This is a genomic window from Methylobacterium sp. E-066 (assembly GCF_022829635.1).
Classification (GTDB): Bacteria; Pseudomonadota; Alphaproteobacteria; order Rhizobiales; family Beijerinckiaceae; genus Methylobacterium.
The window spans coordinates 57,176-75,228 of the sequence record NZ_JAKSYO010000125.1; the positions used below are offsets into that span (position 1 = coordinate 57,176).

At 70.1% G+C, this 18,053-nt stretch carries 18 protein-coding genes; 13 read left to right on the forward strand and 5 right to left on the reverse strand.

Annotation, left to right across the window (positions count from 1 at the left end):
* The first annotated feature begins 145 nt into the window (after positions 1-145).
* Positions 146-421 (forward strand): translation initiation factor IF-1, encoded by a 276-nt coding sequence (infA, locus tag MKL20_RS18245; RefSeq protein ID WP_007561169.1) that lies wholly within the window; start codon positions 146-148, stop codon positions 419-421.
* On the forward strand, positions 418-1,386 hold the full coding sequence (locus MKL20_RS18250) for a DMT family transporter (RefSeq protein WP_244037856.1): 969 nt from the start codon (positions 418-420) through the stop codon (positions 1,384-1,386). The genes infA and MKL20_RS18250 overlap by 4 nt, the downstream gene beginning before the upstream one ends.
* On the opposite strand, the gene MKL20_RS18255 is transcribed toward MKL20_RS18250, so the two are convergent.
* The gene (locus MKL20_RS18255; RefSeq protein ID WP_243968586.1) at positions 1,356-1,658 is read right to left on the reverse strand and encodes a hypothetical protein; all 303 of its coding nucleotides are present in this window, start codon (positions 1,656-1,658) and stop codon (positions 1,356-1,358) included. The genes MKL20_RS18250 and MKL20_RS18255 overlap by 31 nt on opposite strands.
* 149 nt (positions 1,659-1,807) lie before the next feature.
* Here MKL20_RS18255 and MKL20_RS18260 point away from each other — a divergent pair, with 149 nt between their 5' ends.
* The gene (locus MKL20_RS18260) at positions 1,808-2,413 is read left to right on the forward strand and encodes a sulfite oxidase-like oxidoreductase (RefSeq protein WP_244037857.1); all 606 of its coding nucleotides are present in this window, start codon (positions 1,808-1,810) and stop codon (positions 2,411-2,413) included.
* Positions 2,388-3,125 (forward strand): FAD-binding oxidoreductase, encoded by a 738-nt coding sequence (locus MKL20_RS18265; RefSeq protein ID WP_244037858.1) that lies wholly within the window; start codon positions 2,388-2,390, stop codon positions 3,123-3,125. The genes MKL20_RS18260 and MKL20_RS18265 overlap by 26 nt, the downstream gene beginning before the upstream one ends.
* Here the strand turns inward: MKL20_RS18265 and MKL20_RS18270 are convergent, their stop codons facing one another.
* Positions 3,126-4,217, reverse strand: coding sequence for a calcium:proton antiporter (locus MKL20_RS18270; RefSeq protein WP_313902731.1), 1,092 nt, complete (start codon positions 4,215-4,217; stop codon positions 3,126-3,128).
* A 299-nt stretch (positions 4,218-4,516) separates the two neighbouring features.
* On the opposite strand from MKL20_RS18270, the gene MKL20_RS18275 reads away from it, so the two are divergent.
* Positions 4,517-6,313 (forward strand): DEAD/DEAH box helicase, encoded by a 1,797-nt coding sequence (locus MKL20_RS18275; protein ID WP_244037860.1) that lies wholly within the window; start codon positions 4,517-4,519, stop codon positions 6,311-6,313.
* A gap of 45 nt (positions 6,314-6,358) precedes the next feature.
* Here MKL20_RS18275 and MKL20_RS18280 read toward each other — a convergent pair whose 3' ends face one another.
* Positions 6,359-7,222, reverse strand: a complete 864-nt coding sequence (locus tag MKL20_RS18280) for a hypothetical protein (RefSeq protein ID WP_244037861.1) — start codon at positions 7,220-7,222, stop codon at positions 6,359-6,361.
* Between the two features lie 260 nt (positions 7,223-7,482).
* Here MKL20_RS18280 and MKL20_RS18285 point away from each other — a divergent pair, with 260 nt between their 5' ends.
* From MKL20_RS18285 to MKL20_RS18315, 7 genes are all read left to right on the forward strand, one after another.
* Positions 7,483-8,958, forward strand: a complete 1,476-nt coding sequence (locus MKL20_RS18285) for an ATP-binding protein (RefSeq protein ID WP_244037911.1) — start codon at positions 7,483-7,485, stop codon at positions 8,956-8,958.
* Entirely contained in the window at positions 8,955-9,629 is a 675-nt protein-coding gene (locus MKL20_RS18290; protein WP_007561188.1) for a response regulator, read from the forward strand. The genes MKL20_RS18285 and MKL20_RS18290 overlap by 4 nt, the downstream gene beginning before the upstream one ends.
* 294 nt (positions 9,630-9,923) lie before the next feature.
* Complete coding sequence (gene tenA / locus MKL20_RS18295; protein ID WP_244037862.1) at positions 9,924-10,610, forward strand: thiaminase II; 687 nt, start codon at positions 9,924-9,926, stop codon at positions 10,608-10,610.
* A gap of 16 nt (positions 10,611-10,626) precedes the next feature.
* Positions 10,627-11,409: a DJ-1/PfpI family protein gene (locus MKL20_RS18300; RefSeq protein WP_244037863.1), complete on the forward strand. Its 783-nt coding sequence runs from the start codon at positions 10,627-10,629 to the stop codon at positions 11,407-11,409.
* A gap of 99 nt (positions 11,410-11,508) precedes the next feature.
* Positions 11,509-11,970 (forward strand): TerB family tellurite resistance protein, encoded by a 462-nt coding sequence (locus tag MKL20_RS18305; protein WP_243968570.1) that lies wholly within the window; start codon positions 11,509-11,511, stop codon positions 11,968-11,970.
* 17 nt (positions 11,971-11,987) lie between these two features.
* Positions 11,988-12,389 carry a CidA/LrgA family protein gene (locus MKL20_RS18310; protein WP_244037864.1) on the forward strand — a complete coding sequence of 134 codons (402 nt, stop codon included), beginning with the start codon at positions 11,988-11,990 and terminating at the stop codon, positions 12,387-12,389.
* Positions 12,390-12,392: 3 nt separating this feature from the next.
* Positions 12,393-13,109 (forward strand): LrgB family protein, encoded by a 717-nt coding sequence (locus MKL20_RS18315; protein ID WP_244037865.1) that lies wholly within the window; start codon positions 12,393-12,395, stop codon positions 13,107-13,109.
* A 4-nt stretch (positions 13,110-13,113) separates the two neighbouring features.
* Here the strand turns inward: MKL20_RS18315 and MKL20_RS18320 are convergent, their stop codons facing one another.
* Positions 13,114-14,211: an NAD(P)/FAD-dependent oxidoreductase gene (locus tag MKL20_RS18320; RefSeq protein WP_244037866.1), complete on the reverse strand. Its 1,098-nt coding sequence runs from the start codon at positions 14,209-14,211 to the stop codon at positions 13,114-13,116.
* A gap of 302 nt (positions 14,212-14,513) precedes the next feature.
* Here MKL20_RS18320 and MKL20_RS18325 point away from each other — a divergent pair, with 302 nt between their 5' ends.
* Positions 14,514-14,921, forward strand: a complete 408-nt coding sequence (locus MKL20_RS18325; RefSeq protein ID WP_243968564.1) for a MucR family transcriptional regulator — start codon at positions 14,514-14,516, stop codon at positions 14,919-14,921.
* A gap of 40 nt (positions 14,922-14,961) precedes the next feature.
* Here MKL20_RS18325 and MKL20_RS18330 read toward each other — a convergent pair whose 3' ends face one another.
* The gene (locus MKL20_RS18330) at positions 14,962-17,613 is read right to left on the reverse strand and encodes an MGH1-like glycoside hydrolase domain-containing protein (protein WP_244037867.1); all 2,652 of its coding nucleotides are present in this window, start codon (positions 17,611-17,613) and stop codon (positions 14,962-14,964) included.
* Between the last annotated feature and the right edge of the window lie 440 nt (positions 17,614-18,053).

An 18,053-nucleotide genomic window follows, 5' to 3' on the forward strand; every position in this document is an offset into this window, starting at 1 on the left:
CGACTAAATGCGGGCGGCGTCGCTCATCAGGCGCGGACCGTCCGTCGGATCGGATCCGCGCCCTGCGGCGTTTCCCGAGCTTGATGACAGCCGTAGAAGTTTTGCCGGAACGCCTGCTGCCGGACGGTCCGACTGGAGAAGGTGCATGGCGAAAGAAGAATTGATGCAGTTCGACGGTCTCGTGATCGAGATCCTGCCGGACGCGCGCTACCGCGTGCAGCTCGACCAGGGCCACGAGATCGTGGCCTACACGGCCGGCAAGATGAAGAAGAACCGCATCAAGACGCTGGCCGGCGACCGGGTCACGGTCGAGATGTCGCCCTACGATCTTGAGAAGGGCCGCCTCGTGTTCCGGCACAAGGACGAGCGCTCCGCGGGTCCGCGTCCGCAGGTGCGGGGCGGTCAGTTCCGCCGCCGTTGAGGCCCGTGCGCGCGACCCGGGTTTCCTCGGTCGCGCCGGCCTATCTGCTCCTCACCCTCACGGCGCTGCTCTGGGCGGGGAACGCCGTCACCAGCCGTTGGGCGCCGGGCCATATCTCGCCGCAGGTGATCACCACGTTGCGCTGGGCTGTGGCCTGCACGGTGCTCGCGCCATTCGCTGGCCGAAAACTCGCGGCGGAATGGCCGCTCCTGCGCCCGCACTGGCTGCGCATCCTGCTGATGGGCGGCCTCGGCTACACCGCGTTCAACTGTCTGTTCTATGCCGCCGGCGTCCATACCGGTGCGGTCAACCTGGCCCTGTTCCAAGGGGCGATCCCGGTCTTGGTGATCGTGCTCAACCGCTTGGCCTACCGGGTGCCGGTCACCCTCGGGCAGATGCTCGGCGTGGTCCTGACCCTGATCGGGGCCGGCATCGCGGCGACCCACGGTGACTGGACGGTGCTGACCCGCCTCGACTTCAACCGCGGCGACGTGCTCGTGTTCGGGGCCTGCCTGCTCTACGCGGGCTACACGATCTTTCTGCCGACGCGCCCGAAAGTCTCGGCCCTGGCGTTCTTCGCCGCCATGGCGATCGCCGCTTTCGTCACGTCGCTGCCGCCGCTCGCCGTGGAGTGGGCCACCGGTCATGCGGTCTGGCCAGGGCCTGAGGGCTGGGCGATGGTCGCCTTCGTCGGCCTGGGGCCGTCGCTACTGGCGCAGCTGTTCTTCATGCGCGGGGTCGAACTGATCGGCCCGAACCGGGCCGGCCTGTTCGTCAATCTCGTTCCGATCTTCGGCGCGATCCTCGCCGTCCTGCTGGTCGGCGAGCCGTTCGGGGCGATTCAGGCGGTCGCCCTGGCTCTCGTGCTCGGGGGGATCGCCTGTGCCGAGCGCCTGAAGCCGGCGCTCGCCGCCGAGGCGACCTCTGACGCCGCTTATTCGCAGACGCGCACGCGCCGGATGTAGACGTCGCCGTAGGGATCGACGGTGCGGCGGCGCTCGAAGTGGCAGACCGGACCGTAATCCTCCTCCACGTAGACGGGCGGCGGGGCGCGATAGACCGGGCGGCCGGGATAGTAGCCGTTGTTGGACGACGCGATGGCGCCGCCGACCGCGAGGCCGCCGAGCACGCCGAGGGCAGCGGCGCCGCCGGCGCCGATCCCGTCACGGGCCTGGGCGGCCGGCGCGAGGGTGGCGAGGCTCCCGACGATGAGGCTCGTCGCGAGAAGGTACTTCATGACATTCCCCCTGATGGGTGCGATTCGGTCCGGGATAGGCTGACTACCACATCTCAGCTTTGGGGCGTTTGTTCGGCCGCACATCCCGACTTGACGTGGGGTGTTCCGACGCACCAAACCCGGGCGAGAGCGACAGAGCGGAGGCCGGCATGGTGACACGGGGCTTCGTCGGGCGCAGGCAGCCGCCCGAGACCGGCGCGCGCATCCCGCCCGGCCAATATCTCACCGACGACTTCCCGATCCTCCAGATCGGCCCCAACCCGACCGTGGATCTCGCCACTTGGCGGTTCACGCTGCGCGAGGGCTCGCGGCCGATCAAGGCGTGGAGCTGGGACGAGTTCGAGGCGCTGCCTCGCACCACCTGGCAGGGGGACATCCACTGCGTCACCAAGTGGTCGAAGTTCGACACCGCCTGGGAGGGCGTGAGCTTCGACGACCTATTGGCCGATGCCGGCATCACGGCGCCGACCGCCTTCCTGCTGGCGGAATCCTTCGACGACTACACCACCAACGTACCGGTGGCCGACCTCGTGAACGGCCGCGCCATGGTGGCGACCCGCTATGCCGGCCAGCCGATCCATCCGGACCATGGCGGCCCGGCGCGGCTGCTGGTGCCGCATCTCTACTTCTGGAAGAGCGCCAAATGGGTGAAGGGCTTGCGCTTCACGAACGTCGACACGGCCGGCTTCTGGGAGTTACGCGGCTACCACATGTACGGGGATCCCTGGCGTGAGCAGCGCTACACCGGTGACTGAGCCGATCGTCTTCCGCTGGCACCAGGCCGAGATCACCGCGATCGCACCCGTCACCCCGCAGGTGACGAGCTTTCGGCTGCGCTCCGAGCTCGCTCAGAGCTACCGCGCCGGCCAGCATGTCGATGTCCGGCTGACCGCCGAGGACGGCTACCAGGCCCAGCGCAGCTACTCAATCGCCTCGGCGCCGGACGGCAGCGGCACCCTGGAGCTGATGGTCGAGGCGCTGCCGAACGGCGAGGTCTCGGGCTGGTTCTCGGAGGCTGCCGAAATCGGCGACCGGGTCGAGCTGCGCGGGCCGATCGGCGGCTCGTTCTCATGGGACGGCCCGGATGGCGGCCCGCTGCTGCTGGGAGCCGGCGGCTCCGGCGTGGTGCCTCTGCTGGCGATGCTGCGCCGGCGCGCGCAGGTCGCCCCGGAAATCCCGGCGGCCCTGATCTACTCTGCCCGCACCCGCGCGGAGGCGATCGCGCTGCCCGAGCTGGAGCGGCTCGCCGGAGACGGCTCGGGATTCTCCCTGCACCTCAACACCACCCGGGATGCCGGCGGCCGGCGGATCGACGCCGCCCTGGTAGCCGGCGCCCTGGCGCGGATCGGACGGCCGGGAAAGGTCTTCCTCTGCGGCTCGAACCGCTTCGTCGGCGCCGCCTCGGACCTGATCCTGGCGGCGGGCGTTCCGGCGGGGGTGATCCGCACCGAGCGATTCGGCAGCTGATCAGGGGCTGAAGATCAGCACGAGGTAGACGAAGAACACCACGAGGTGCACCGCCCCCTCCAGCACGGTCGTGCGCAGGCCCGAGAAGGTCTGCATGCTCAGGATCAGCGTCACCGCGAGCAGCGTCATCTCGGTGGGCTTGAGGCCCAGCACGACGGTCTGGCCGGTGAGCAGGCCGATGGTGAGGATCGCCGGCACGGTGAGGCCCACCGTCGAGGTGGCCGCCCCCAGGCACAGGTTGATCGCCCGCTGCAACTCGTTGCGGGCGATGGCCTTCAGCGCCGAGATCGCCTCCGGGGTGAACACGATCGCGGCGATCAGCACGCCGCCGAGGGCGGAGGGCGCGCCCAGAGCCGCGATGCCGTGATCGAGGATCGCCGCCAGGCTTTTCGCCAGCAGCACGATCGGCACGACGTTGGCGAGAAGCAGCAAGACATGCTTGGCGATCCCACCGCCCGAGGTCGAGCCCGCGCCGGACCCGGCTTCCGCCTCGACCTCGGAATCCTGGAAAAAATCGCTGTGGCGGCTGGTCTGGATCAACAGGAATACGCCGTAGAGCGCCAGCGTGAAGACCGAGAAGGTCACCGCCTGGAGGGTCGTCAGGGTGCCGTCGGCGGTCGAGCTGGTGAAGTTCGGGATGATCAGCGCGATGGTGGTCAGCGGGATGATCACCGACAGGAAGGCCGAGGCCCCCTGCAGGTTGTAGCTCTGCTGGTGATGGCGCAGGCCACCCATCAGCAGCCCGAGGCCGACTACGCCGTTGAGCACGATCATCAGCACGGCGAACATCGTGTCGCGGCCGAGGGTCGGCGCTTCCTTGGCCGAGAGCATCACGGCCGAGATCAGCGCCACCTCGATGATCACGATGGAAAGCGTGAGCACCAGGGTGCCCAGCGGCTCGCCGAGCCGGTGGGCCAGATCCTCGGCCTCGTGCACGACCCCGAAAGCCGACCAGACGATCACCGCGAGCAGCCACGCGAACAGGCCGCCCGCGAACCAGGGCTGCGACAGGTCGCCGAGCCAGGTCTTTCCGAACCACGCGAAGGCGAGCACCGTCGCCCACGCCACCGCCAGCCGCAGGGCTCCCGTCATGGTCTTGGTCATCTCCGGTCGGATCGCTGTGATGGGGCGATGCACAGAACTAGGCCGTGTCATAGGTCGGATGACCGGCAAGGCCAGGGTTGCCCGAGCGCAGCAAGGATTTAGAGGTGGACGACGCAGGCTCGCCCCGCCCGCTCAAGCCCGCGCAACCGGCCCATGCCGTGGCGGGAGTGGTCAGCCGGCTCGGTTGGCGCTACCATCTGGGACCCGAATAAAGTCCGGTGCCTGATTCCTCCGCCGCGCGATGGCGCGCTGCCGGGCGCGGCGCGGCCGTTGAGAGTTCCCGAAACTTGCCCTTCCCGACCCTGCCCGCCCCCCTCGCGCGGGCCCTGTCCGAGCGCGGCTACGCCGATCCCACCCCGGTCCAGGCCGCGGTGCTGGAGGCTGCGGCCGGCGCCCGCGACCTCCTCGTCTCAGCCCAGACCGGCTCCGGCAAGACCGTGGCATACGGTCTCGCCATGGCCGACATGTTCTTCGGCAAGTCTACTCGCGATAGTGCCGATGATGACGCGTCCGGGGGTGAGACGCTGCCGCCGCCCGGTGCGCCGCTCGCCCTGGTGATCGCTCCGACCCGGGAGCTGGCGCTTCAGGTCCAGCGCGAACTGCTGTGGCTCTACGCCCCGGCCGGCGGGCGCGTCACCGCCTGCGTCGGCGGCATGGATCCCCGCCGCGAGGCCCGGATGCTCGCTGACGGCACCCATATCGTGGTCGGCACCCCGGGCCGCCTGCGCGATCATCTGGAGCGCCGCAACCTCGACCCGACGGCCCTGCGCGCCGTCGTGCTCGACGAGGCCGACGAGATGCTCGATCTCGGCTTCCGCGAGGATATCGAGTTCATTCTCTCGGGGACGCCTCCCGAGCGGGCGACCTACCTGTTCTCCGCGACCCTGCCGAAGGCGATCGAGTCGCTGGCCGAGCGCTACCAGCGCAACGCCCTGCGGCTGGCGATCAAGGGCGAGAGCAAGGGCCACGCCGACATCGCCTACCGGGCGGTGCGGATCATGCCCCGGGAGACCGAGCACGTGGTGCTCAACCTCCTGCGCGAGGCGGATGCGCCGACCGCGATCGTGTTCTGCAACACCCGCAACGCGGTGCGCCATCTCCAGGCCAGCCTGACCGAGCGCGGCTTCTCGGTGGTCGCGCTCTCGGGCGAGCTCGGACAGGGCGAGCGCAATGCCGCTCTCCAGGCTCTGCGCGACGGCCGGGCCCGAGTCTGCGTCGCCACGGATGTCGCCGCCCGCGGCATCGACCTGCCCGGCTTGAGCCTGGTCATCCACGCCGACCTGCCGCACGACGCCGAGGTGCTCCAGCACCGCAGCGGGCGCACCGGCCGCGCCGGCCGCAAGGGCACCTCGGTGCTCCTGATCCCGAATTCCCGGCGCCGCCGCGCCGAGCAGATGTTCGCCATCGCCAAGGTCAGCCCGGACTGGTCCGGCCCGCCCTCGGCCGACGACATCCGGAAGCTTGATGGCGAGCGCATGCTCTCCGACCCGCTCTTCTCCGAGCCCCCGGCCGAGGAGGATGTCGCGCTGGCCGGCGCCCTGCTCGCCGGCAAGACGCCCGAAGAGCTCGCCGCGCTGCTAGCCCGGGTCTACCGCACCCGCCTGCCGGCGCCTGAAGAGGTCAGCGATCCCGGCGAGGGCCGTGCGCCCCGCGGCGTCAGCGAGCGGCCGCCCTACGACCCGATGAATCCCGAGCAGATCGCCGCCCTCGGGCCGGCGGTGTGGTTCCGGCTCAATCTCGGCCGGCGCGACAATGCCGATCCGCGCCGCCTGTTGCCGATGCTGACCCGCCGCGGCGGCATCGGCCGCCAGGAGATCGGGGCGATCCGGATCTTCGACCGGGAGACCAAGTTCGAGATCCGCGGCAATGCCGCCGCGCGCTTCGCTGAATCCTTCGCCCGCAACGGCTCGCCGGAGATTCAGGTCGAGGCGCTGGCGGGCGACGCCGGTCCGGCCGAGCGCAAGAGCGCCCCCAGTGGTCCGAAGGGTTTCGCCAGCCCGCGGGCCGGCAAGCACCAGCGCCACGCCGAGCGGTCCGGTCCCCGGCCCGATTCCAAGCCGGGCCGGAACACCGGCCGCAGCTGATTTTTTGGGATTTTCCCCGGGGGCGTCGTCCCCCGGGCGGGAATGTCAAAAAACCTTCTTGACGGCGTCGCCCAGCGCGTCGACGCTCTCCTTCAGCTTCCGTCCGGCGGGCGCCAGGGACGGGAGCTTGATGCCGAGCACCTCTGTCTCCTCGTCGGCCGGCTCCGCCTGCGCGACGGTCGCGGCCGCAGCGCCGGGCTTGGCGGCGTCCGCGGTCTTCTTCGCCATGGGCGGCTTGTTCACGGCCACCGCCTTGCGGGCGGTCTTCTCGGACGAAGCTGCGGCTGGTGTCGTCGCGACCGGCTTGGCCGCAGGTACCGCGGCGGGCGCGACCACATCGCGGGCCCGGACCGTTTCCGACGCGCGCGGCGGCTGCAGCGCCGCGGTGCGGGTCGGTGGCAGCGGCACGACCACCTGACGGGTGGCGATCGGCGTCACCGGGGTCGGCGTGGGAATACGCTTGGTCGGCGCCTCGGGCACGGCCACGCTCTTGGCGGGAGCCACAGCGGCGACGGGCGCGGCCTGCGCGGGGGCCGGGACGACGGGGCTCGCTGGCGCGGGGGAAACCGCGGGCGCCAACGCCTCCGGCAACGAGGCCATGCGTAGGGCCGGCTTCTCCGGCTCCGCGGGCTTCGCCGCGACGGGAGCCGCTGGGGCGATCCCGGCCACGGCCGGCAGGCCGTCCTTCAGTTCGGGCCAGTCCGCGGCCCGGCTCATCGGCGCGCGCTTGACCGGCGTGGGGGCGGCGAGCCCGGCCATCAGGGTCGAGGCGGCGACGCCGAAGCCCGCGACGGCACTCGCGCCGACCAGCCCGACCAGGACGAGCCGCAGATTGGATTTGCGTCCGGGACGGGCCTCCGGCGACCGATGCGGTCTTGTATCGGACGGGTCCAGGGCGAGATCGATCATGGTCCGGGGTCTCTAGACACGATGCACGACGCGCGCGACCGGGCTCCCCATGACCGGCCGCCTCTCTCCCTTATTCGGAGATGGGTCGACTCCAGAGTCGATAGAGGAACCGCAATACGGCGCAAAGATGTCGGCTCGAATTGCGTGCCCGGCCAGTCGAGGATCGGCTATCCACAAGATAAGCCGAAGCCGCTTAAGAATCCGTCATCGGTTCCACCCCGGCGGGGCGGATGAACCCCTCTTCCGCGCCGGGCCGGGGCATGGACTTCGGCGATACGCCCGCTATGCGTCTGACCGTGGATACGACACCGAGCCTGCTTCCGACATCTGCGCCGCCGCCGACATCCCGCCGCGCCGGCTTCCGGCCCTGGGCCGATGGGTCGACCCGGGCGCGGCTCGTCGCAGTAGTGCTGTTCATCGACGCGTTGGCGGCCTTGGTCTCCTGCGGGGTGATCGTCCTCAACGCCCGCAATGCGGTGCGGGTCGAGACGCGCGCCTCGCTTGCCACCGTCGAGTCCCTGGTCGCCGACACGATCCGCCTGTCCGACACGACCTCGCCCGACACGCTGCTCCAGACCCTGGATCTGCGCTTCAAGGTTCTGCGCCACGTCCGGGTCGCCGTCCTCGAACCGGACGGCGACCAAGTCGGTAAGCCGATGCCGCCGCATAAATCCGAGCGCGAGGCGCCGCGCTGGTTCGCCGACCTGATCATGCCGCCGATCGAGCGCCACACCCTGCCGATCGTCGTCAATGGCCAGACGCTGGGCACCGCGCAGATCACCACCCAGCCGATGGACGAGATCGACGAGATTTGGGGCTATGCCCGGGCGCTCTCGATGACCACCCTGGCGATCAATGCCGCGATGCTGATCGCGCTCTATCTGGCCCTCGGCCGCATCCTGGCGCCGCTGCAACGGCTGGGCGCCGGCCTGACGCAACTGGAGCATCACGACTATACCGCGCGCCTGGAACCCCCCGGTGCCCGCGAGCTGGCGGTGATCGCCGAGCGGTTCAACAAGGTCGCCGAGGCCCTCAGCGAGGTGCGCGGCGCCAACGGCCGCCTCAACCGTCAGCTGCTCACCGCCCAGGACGATGAGCGCCGCCGCACCGCACTCGAACTGCACGACGAGTTCGGCCCCTGCCTGTTCGCCCTGGAGGCCAACGCCGCCTCGATCGCCCGGATCGCCTCCGGCCCGGCCGAGCCCAATCGCGAAAAACTCGCCGCCCGGGCGGCCGAGATCAGCGCCATCGTCGGGCAGGTCCAGACCGTCAACCGGGAGCTGCTGAACCGCCTGCGTCCGCACGGGCTCGGGCAGGCGCCGCTCTCCACCTGCCTCGACCTGCTGCTGCGGGGCTTCGGCCAGCGGCATCCCGGCACCAGCTTCGTCGGCCGGTTCGACGGCTTGGCCCGCGGCTACGGCGACCTCGTCGACCTCACCATCTTCCGCTGCGTGCAGGAGAGCGCGACCAACGCCGTGCGCCACGGCAGTGCCACCCGGGTCGAGGCCGAGGCCATCGAGGCGGTTGGCAGACTGCACGTCACGATCCGCGACGACGGCACGGGAATCCCCGCCGAACACCGCACCGGCCTCGGTCTCTCGGGGATGCGCGAGCGTGTCGAGGCACTGGATGGGACCTTCGCCCTTGACAATGCCGGCCCCGGCGCAATCGTCACGATCATGATCCCCGTTCCGCCGGAGCGGGTCGACGAGAACAACAACGCGCCGAGCGCATGAACGCCATCGCCTCCCAGATCGACGCCGCCGCCACACGCCTGCCGGTCCTCGTGATCGACGATCACCCGATCGTCCTCCAGGGCTGTCGACGGGTCCTCGAGGATTCCGGCGTCGAGACCATCGCGGAGGCGACCACGGTGGTCGGCGGCTACCGGATCTTCCACCGGCTGCGGCCGCCGGTGGTGATCTGCGACCTGACCTTCCAGGGCAGCGGCATGGCCGGGCTCGGCCTGATCCGCCGCATCCGCGCGGTCGCGCCGGAGACGCGGATCCTGGTGTTCAGCATGCACAACGATCCGGTGATCGTCGCGCGCGCCCTGGAGGCCGGGGCGCTCGGCTACGTGTTGAAGGACCACGCCTCGGCCGAGCTGTTCGAGGCGTTCGGCAAGGTCCGGGTCGGCGAGGTCTATCTCGACCGCCGGCTCGCCACCGAGGTCGCGATGCTGCGCGCCGATGCCCGGCGCACCCCGGAATCCCAGCTCACCCCCCGCGAGCAGCAGATCCTGGCGCGTCTCGCGCAAGGCCGCTCCTACGGCGCCATCGCGGCCGACCTGTCGGTGAGCTACAAGACCGTCACCAACGCCTGTTCGCAGATGCGCCAGAAGCTCGGCGTGCGGACTCTGGCCGAGCTGATCCACGTGGCCGTCACGCACGCCCAGCGGCAGGGGTAATGCGATCCCCTGAACGGTGGCGCCGATGTCCGGGATAGATAGACAGCCTGCCGTGAACCGGCTTCGGCCACACGGGTTCGAAGCGCCATCGCTCCTGAAAGCTGCGACGCGCCCCCTCTCCCGTGCGGGAGAGGGTGGGGGTGAGGGACCCGGTCTTTCCGGAGAGGTCGCATCCCTCACCCTGTCCCTCTCCCGCACGGGATAGGGGACCTGCGCTTTCTCCGGCGCATGATGTGCTGGCGTCCGCCAGGCGAACCTGAATATCCTGTAGCTGAGACTGGGCAGGAGGTGCCTTTGACCGATGGTGACCGGGGCCCAAATTCCTTCTCCCGGGAGGCCTGGGCGCGCAACGCGGCGGCCTACGAGACCATCCGGACGATGCCGTTCAACGGGGAGCTCGCCGCCGGCACGCTGCGGCAGGACAGGTTCCGCCACTACATCGTCCAGGACGCGCATTACTTGATCGGCTTCGGCCGGGCGCTGAGCCTCGCCGCCGCGAAGGCGCCGGACCCGGACGGGATCGTCCAGTTCTCCCGCGCCGCGCAGGACGCCATCGTGGTCGAGCGCGCCCTCCATGGCGGCTTCTTCCGCGATTACGGGATCGGCCCGGAGACGTTTGCGGGCACGCCGCTGACGCCCGCTTGCCACCACTACGTCTCCTACCTGCTCGCCACGGCCTATGCCGAGCCGTTCGAGGTGCTGTGCGCGGCCCTGCTGCCGTGCTTCTGGATCTACAAGGCGGTGGGCGACGACATCTTCGCCCGGGCGGTCGCGGACAATCCCTACCGGGCCTGGATCGATACCTATGCGGGCGAGGAGTTCGCCGCGGCGGTGGCGGGGATGATCGCCGCTACCGACCGCGCGGCGGAGCAGGCTTCCCCGGGTACGCTCGCGCGCATGCACGACGCCTTCACGCAGGCGACGCGGCTCGAATGGCTGTTCTGGGACAGCGCCTACCGGGACGCCGCGTGGCCGCTGTAACCCGCCCGGCCCGGGCGTGACGCCGCCGGATCTCAGCCGCAGGGCCGTGATCGCCGCCGGTGCCGCCGCGGCGGCTTTCGGGCCGGCCCGGTCCGAAGCCGCCGACGCGCCGGCCCCGATCCCGCAGGACCGTCCGGTCCGGATCGCCATGATCCTGTATCCGGGCATGACCGCCCTCGATCTGGTCGGACCGCAGGCGCTGCTGGCCGGCCTGGCTCCCGGCAGCCTGTACCTGGTGGCGCAATCCGCAGGCCCCATCGCCAGCGATACGGGCCTGGGCCTCGTGGCGACGCATGCCTTCGAAGCCTGCCCGCCCGATCTCGACGTCCTCTTCGTCCCCGGCGGCGATGGCACGCCGGCGCAGATGCGCGACGCGGCGCTGCTGGCCTTCCTGCGCGACCGCGCCGCTCGTGCCACCTGGGTGACGAGCGTCTGCACCGGCTCGCTGATCCTCGGGGCGGCCGGTCTGCTCAGGGGCTATCGCGCCACCTCGCATTGGTGCGTGCGCGACGCGGTTCTGCCGCTGCTCGGCGCCGTCCCGGTGGCCGAGCGGGTCGTGTTCGACCGCGATCGGGCCACGGCGGCCGGCATCTCGGCCGGGCTCGATCTCGCCCTGGCACTGGCCGCCCGCCTGCGCGGCCCGGACTATGCCCGCACCGCCCAACTCGTCGCCGAATACGCCCCGGAGCCGCCGTTCCAGGCCGGAACGCCCACGCAAGCCGGCCCGGCGATCGTGCGTGCGGCGGACGCGATCCTGGCGCCCCTGGTCGCGGGGGCGACCGAGGCGGCGAAGCGCTGATCGATGCACCAATGCCACGCTTCACGTCCACGTGATGCGCTATCCTTGACGGCGGGTCGCACGAACCGAACTGTGCCGTCAGGAACCCTCGGAGCCGACATGTCCCTGATCGCACGCCTGCGCGCCTACGCGACCGAGGCCCTCGGCGTCGGCGTCTCCGAGCCGGTGGACGATACCCATCTCGCGGCCACCGCGCTGCTCGTGCACGTCGCCCGGGTCGACGGCATCCTGGCGCCCGCCGAGAGCGAACGCCTGTCCCGGATCGTGCAGGGCCGCTACGCCGAGGGGCCGGACGCCGCCCGGGCGCTGATCGAGCGCGCCGCCGCGATCGATGCCGAGACCCGCGACGTGGCGAGCCTCGTCGAGATGATCCCGCACGAGGCCAACAAGGCCGAGCGGCAGGAACTGCTGACCATGGCCTGGTCGGTGGCCGCCGCGGACGGGACCGTCGACGAATTCGAGGAGGCGCTGGTCGAGCGCCTCGGCCGGTTGCTCGGCTTCGACGAGGCGGCGGTCACCGCGGCCCGGCGAACCGGGCAGCACGGCGTCGGCGCCGTCTGACCGCACGGTCCCGGACGATGATCGCCAGCCTGGCGCTGATCCTGCTCGCCCAGCTCCTGGGTGAGGCCCTGGCCCGCGGGGCTGGCGTGCCGATCCCGGGGCCGGTGATCGGCATGGGGCTGATGTTCGGCTTCCTTCTGCTGCGCGACAGCCGCCTCGGCCTGCCGCGCGTCCTGCCGAAGCCCCTGACCGACGGCACCCTCGAGACCACGGCGCGGGGGCTCCTGATGAACCTGTCGCTGATGTTCGTGCCGGCCGGCGTCGGCGTCGTCGGCCGCCTCGACCTGCTCCGGGCGCAGGGGCTCAAGCTCGCCATCGTGCTGGTGGTCTCGACCGCCCTGTCGCTGCTGGTGACCGTGCTGGTGTTCCGCGCCGTCGCGTCCCGGGTCGAGCGGCGCCGGCCCGACGGGGAGGCCTGAGCTTTGTCCGGCGACTTCTCGCTCTGGGTCTATCTCGCCCGCACGCCGCTGCTGTGGCTGACCGTGACCCTGACCTCCTACGTCCTGGCCGACCGGATCGCCGTCGCCACCGGACGCCATCCGATCGCCAACCCGGTGCTGATCACGGTGATCCTGGTCGGCACCGTCCTGGCGGTCACCGGCACGCCGTATCCGACCTATTTCGAGGGCGCACAGTTCGTCCACTTCCTGCTCGGACCGGCGACCGTGGTGCTGGCCATGCCGCTCTACGAGCGCCGGGCTACGGTCCTGCGCGCCCTGGTGCCGATGCTGGCCGCCCTGGTGGCCGGGGCCGCCACGACGCTGGCCGTGGTCATCGTGCTGGCGCGGCTGCTCGACATCCCGCAACCGATCCTGATCTCGCTCGCACCGAAATCCGTGACCTCCGGGGTGGCCATGGGCATCGCCGAGGCGCTGGGCGGCGACCCGACGCTGACCGCGATCCTGGTGATCCTCACCGGCATCATCGGGGCGATCCTGGTGACGCCGCTGATGAATCTTTTGCGGATCACCGACATGCGCGCCCGCGGCTTCGCGGCGGCGCTCGCGGCCCACGGCATCGGCACCGCCCGGGCCTTTCAAGTCAGCGAGACGGCCGGCACCTTCGCGGGCATCGCCATGGGGTTGAACGCGTTCCTGACCGCGATCCTCGCGCCCCTGGCGCTGCACCTGCTGTTCTGAGCATTCAGGCGTCGAGCTGCCCGATGACCGCCTCCGCAAGCGACAAGCTGGACGTCAGCCCCGGGCTCTCGATCCCGAACAGGTGGACGATCCCGGGGAGCCCGTGCTCAGCCGGTCCGTCGATCCAAAAGTCCGCCGCCGGCTCGCCCGGGCCGGTGAGCTTCGGACGCAACCCGGCGTAGTCCGGGTAGAGCGCCGCGTCCGGCAGGCCCGGCCAGTAGCGGCGGATCGCGCCGTAGAAACTGTCCGCCCTCTGCGGGTCCACCTGGTAGTCGAAGCGCTCAACCCATTCCACGTCGGGCCCGAACCGGGTGCGGCCGGCGAGATCGAGGGTGAGGTGGATGCCCAGGCCGCCGTCGATCCGCGGCGCCGGATAGATCAGGCGCGAGAAAGCCGGCTTTCCGGTGCAACCGAAGTAATTCCCCCGCGCCAGGCGCAGCACCGGCACCCGGTCGGCCGGATAGCCCTCCGTCCGCGCCGCGAGGGTGGGTGCTCCGAAGCTCGCGGCGTTGATGACGGCGTCGAAGGCCATCGCCCCCGGCTCGCTGCCGCCGAAGGCCGCGTGCCATTGGCCGTCCCGCCGGGACAGGCGCTCTACCGGCGTGCGCAGCGCCAGGGCGCCGCCGTGATCCTCGATCACGCCGAGGAGCGCCAGCATCAGCGCGTGGCTGTCGACGATCCCGGTTCGGGGCGCATGCAGGGCCAGCGTGCAGGCGAGGCTGGGCTCCAGGCGCTTGGCCGCCGCGGTGTCGAGCAGCTCCAGGTCGGGGACGCCGTTCGCCTCGCCCTGCTGGCGGATCGCCGCGATCGTGTCGGCCTCCGCGTCGTCGCCGGCGACGATCAACTTGCCGCAGGCGCGATGTGGCACCCCGTGATTCGCGCAGAAGTTGTACAACTTCTCGGCGCCATCCACGCAGTGGCGGGCGCGCGCGGAACCGGACGGGTAGTACATGCCGCCATGGATCACCTCGGAGCTGCGGGCCGAGACGCCGGTCCCGAACGCCGCCTCGGCCTCCGCCACGATAACGGCATGCCCGTTCAGGGCAAAGGCCCGTCCCACGGCCAAGCCGACGACACCGGCACCGACAACCAGAACCTCCATGCGCAACCCTCTCGGCTCTCGGCCCTACAGGTCCGGTGAGTCTTCAATACCGCACCCGAGCCGCCGCATAGGCCGCGTGTTAATTCGACATTGACCTGAATTATCAATTCTAAGTAGAAACAGCCGCGCAATAGATGCTCGCAGTGGTTGTAAGCGTAGCGAGCCGGCGCATAATGCCACCACGCGCTGCCCCAGGGCGGACCGGATTTCTGTTCCGGGCTCCATCACCGGCAGCCGACAGCACTGCCCTCTATCGACCCGACAAAGCCGCATCGTCCGACTAAAAACCTTGGGAGATGACAATGCTGACGACCTCTCCGAGCGTCGAACTCGCCGCCAAGATCCTAAGCGCCTACGTGACCAAGAACAGCGTGCCGGCCGCCGTTCTCCCGAGCCTTTTGTCCGAAGTTCACCGCTCGATCACGGCGCTCGATGCGCCGGTGGAGCGGCAGGTCCAGCGGCCGACCGAGGCACAAATCCGCGCCTCGATCCGGCCTGACACGATCATGAGCTTCGAGGACGGCAAGTCCTACAAGGCCTTGCGCCGGCACCTGACCCTGCGCGGCCTCACCCCGGAGGCCTACAAGGCCAAGTGGGGCCTGCCGGTGGATTACCCCCTGGTCTCGGCGGCCTACAGCGCCCGGCGCTCGAAGATCTCGCGCGAGATCGGGCTCGGCCAGAAGCTGCGGATGCAGCAGGCGGCGGAATAACGACGGTTGACGTCATGTCGGGCAGGGCCGGCCGTGTGCGTCACGGCCGGCCTTCCGCCGTCGAAACCTCTTGGATCAGCAGGGCCACGAGGCCGGACCAGCCGGTCTGATGCGAGGCGCCGACACCACGTCCGGTGTCGCCGTGGTAATATTCGTAGAACAGCACCAGATCCCGGAAATGCGGGTCCTCCTGCTCGATCCGGCTGTCTCCGTAGACCGGTCGGTGCCCATCCGAGCCGCGGGTCGAGAGGCCAATGAGGCGTCGCGACAGTTTCTCCGCGATCTCCCGGAGCGAGTAGGTCCGCCCCGAGCCGGTCGGCGCCTCGACGCGGAAATCCGGGCCGTAATAGGCGAAGAACTGGTTCAGCCCGGCGATCAGCAAATAATTGACCGGCATCCAGACCGGCCCGCGCCAGTTCGAATTGCCGCCGAACAGGCGGGAGCGCGATTCCGCCGGTTCGTAGGCGAGCCCCATGTCCCGGCCGTCCCAGGGGAAGCAGAACGGCTGGTCCGCATAGCTGCGCGAGACCGCCCGCAACCCATGCTCCGACAGGAACTCCGCCGGGTCGAGGGCCCGGTGCAGCAAGGCCTTCAGCCGGTGGCCGCGCAGCAGCGACAGCAGCACGGTCTGACCTTCGCCGGGTACGCTCCAGCGCGAGACCAGGGCCGCCAGGTCCGGGCGGTTTTCCAGGAAGAACCGCATCCGGTTCCGGAGCGCGGGCAGCTTGTCCAGATCATGCGCGCTGATCGTCGTGACCGCGAAGATCGGGATCAGGCCGACCATGGTCCGCACCCGGATCGGCAGGCGGTGACCGTCGCGGGTCTCGATGACGTCGTAGAAGAACCCGTCCGCCTCGTCCCAGACGCCGTCGCCGGTCGCCGCCGCGATGAGCAGAAAGTGCTCGAAGAACTTTTCCGCCATGTCCTCGTAGGTCGGGTCCTGGAGCGCCAGCTCGATGGCGATGCGCATCAGGTTGAGGGCGTAGGCCGCCATCCAGGCGGTCGCGTCGGACTGGGTGAGGGTGGCGCCGTCGCCGACCGGCTTCGAGCGGTCGAAGATGCCGATATTATCGAGCCCCAGGAAACCGCCCTGGAACAGGTTGCGGTCGTCGGAATCCTTGCGGTTCACCCACCAGGTGAAGTTCAGGGTCAGCTTGTTGAAGATCCGCTTGAGGAACACGTGGTCGGGGGTGCCGGTGAGCGCCCGGTCCAGCTCGAACACCCGCCAGGCGGCGAGACCGTGGATCGGCGGGTTGGCATCCCCGAACCCCCATTCGTAGGCCGGCAGCGCCGCATTCGGGTGGGCATAGGCCTCGTCCACCAGCAGCAGGAGCTGGTTCTTGGCGAAATCCGGGTCGATCAGCGCGAACACGATCGCCTGGAGGGCGAGGTCCCAGGAGGCGAACCAGGGGTATTCCCAGGCATCCGGCATCGAGATGATGTCGTTGGCGCGCAGATGCGCCCAATCGGCGTTGCGGCCGTGCCGGCGCGCGGGGGCGGGGGCCGGCTGCGCCGGATCGCCGGCCAGCCATTCGCGCACGTCGTAATGATAAAGCTGCTTCGACCACAGCATGCCGGCCAGCGCCTGCCGCTGCACGAGCCGCATCTCGGGATCGGGGATCGCGGCCTGCAGGGCGCCGTAGAACGCATCCGCCTCGTCCTCGCGGGCCGCGAACACCGCATCGAAATCCGCGAAGGGCTCGCCGGGCGCGGTCTCGGGGCGCAGCCGCAACCGCAGGGTGCGCGACTCGCTGGGGCCGAGATGCAGGTCGTAACGGGCCGCGCATTTCGTGCCGGACAGATGGTTGGCCGCCCCCGCCTCGCCCTGGACGACGCGCCGATCGATCCCGTCCTTGTAGAACCCGGCCTCCGGGCCGGTGCCGAACAGCCGGTGGGTGTTGGTCTCGTTCTCGGTGAACAGCAACTCGGCCGCGTCCTCGGCGAAGAAGCGCATCGGCGCCACGCTCGGATGGCGCGCCCAGACAGACCCGTCCGAGCCGGCGGACAGCTCCGGCTTCTCGGTGCCGGCCTTCCACGACCACAGGTTCCGGGCCCAGAGCTGCGGCAGCAGGGTGAGGTCGGCGGTTTCGGGACCGCGATTGGTGGCGGTGACCCGCATCAGCACGTCGTCGGGGCCGGCCTTGGCGTAGGCGATCTCGACATCGAAGTAGCGGCCTTCGTCGAACAGGCCGGTCTCGAGCAGCTCGAATTCCGGATCGTCGAGGCCGCGGCGGCGGTTCTCTTCGAGCAGGCGCTCGTAGGGGAACGCGCCCTGCGGGTACTTGTAGAGCATCCGCATGAAGGCGTGGGTCGGAACGCCGTCGAGGTAGTAATAGAGCTCCTTCACGTCCTCGCCGTGGTTGCCCTCGGCGTTGGTGAGGCCGAACAGGCGCTCCTTCAGGATCGGGTCGCGGCCGTTCCACAGGGCGAGCGCGAGGCACCAGTTCAGGTGCCGGTCGCCGAAGCCGCCGATCCCGTCCTCGCCCCACCGATAGGCCCGGGACCGGGCGTGGTCGTGGGGCAGCGAATCCCAGGCCTCGCCGTCGGCGCTGTAATCCTCACGCACCGTGCCCCATTGCCGATCGCTGAGATACGGCCCCCAGCGCCGCCAGGCCGGATCGGTCCGCGCCTGCACGAGCCGCTGCCCCTCCACGGTCTCGAAGAGGCCCGGGACGCCGTTCGGCTTGGTCATGCGCTCGCTGTCCCGGTTCGGTGTCTGACTTCGTGCCCGGATATTGCCGCGGTTCGGCGGGGAGAAGTCAATTCCGGGGCGCGGCCTTTCCGGTCGCGCTCATCCATTCTGCAAGCGGCATTCCGGCGACCGCGAAGTGACCCACCCCGTCATTCCGGGGCGCTGTAGGCGAGCCCGGAATCCAGAGCCGCCGACATTGCAAGGCCTTGCGCCACCTGTGTTTCTGGATTCCGGGCGCCGCTTCGCGGCCCCGGAATGACGGGGTGGGGGCGCGGGCGGCGGCGCAGATCCTGGACCGTTGGGAGAAGCGTATGTCTCGATGCGGGGTCCTGAAAGCCTGTTTGACCGCGTGATCGCACTCGCACCACGGTTTTAGTCGATCGAGATCCCGATCTCTCCCCTCATCCTGAGGTTCTGCGCAGCAGCCTCGAAGGAGCCCT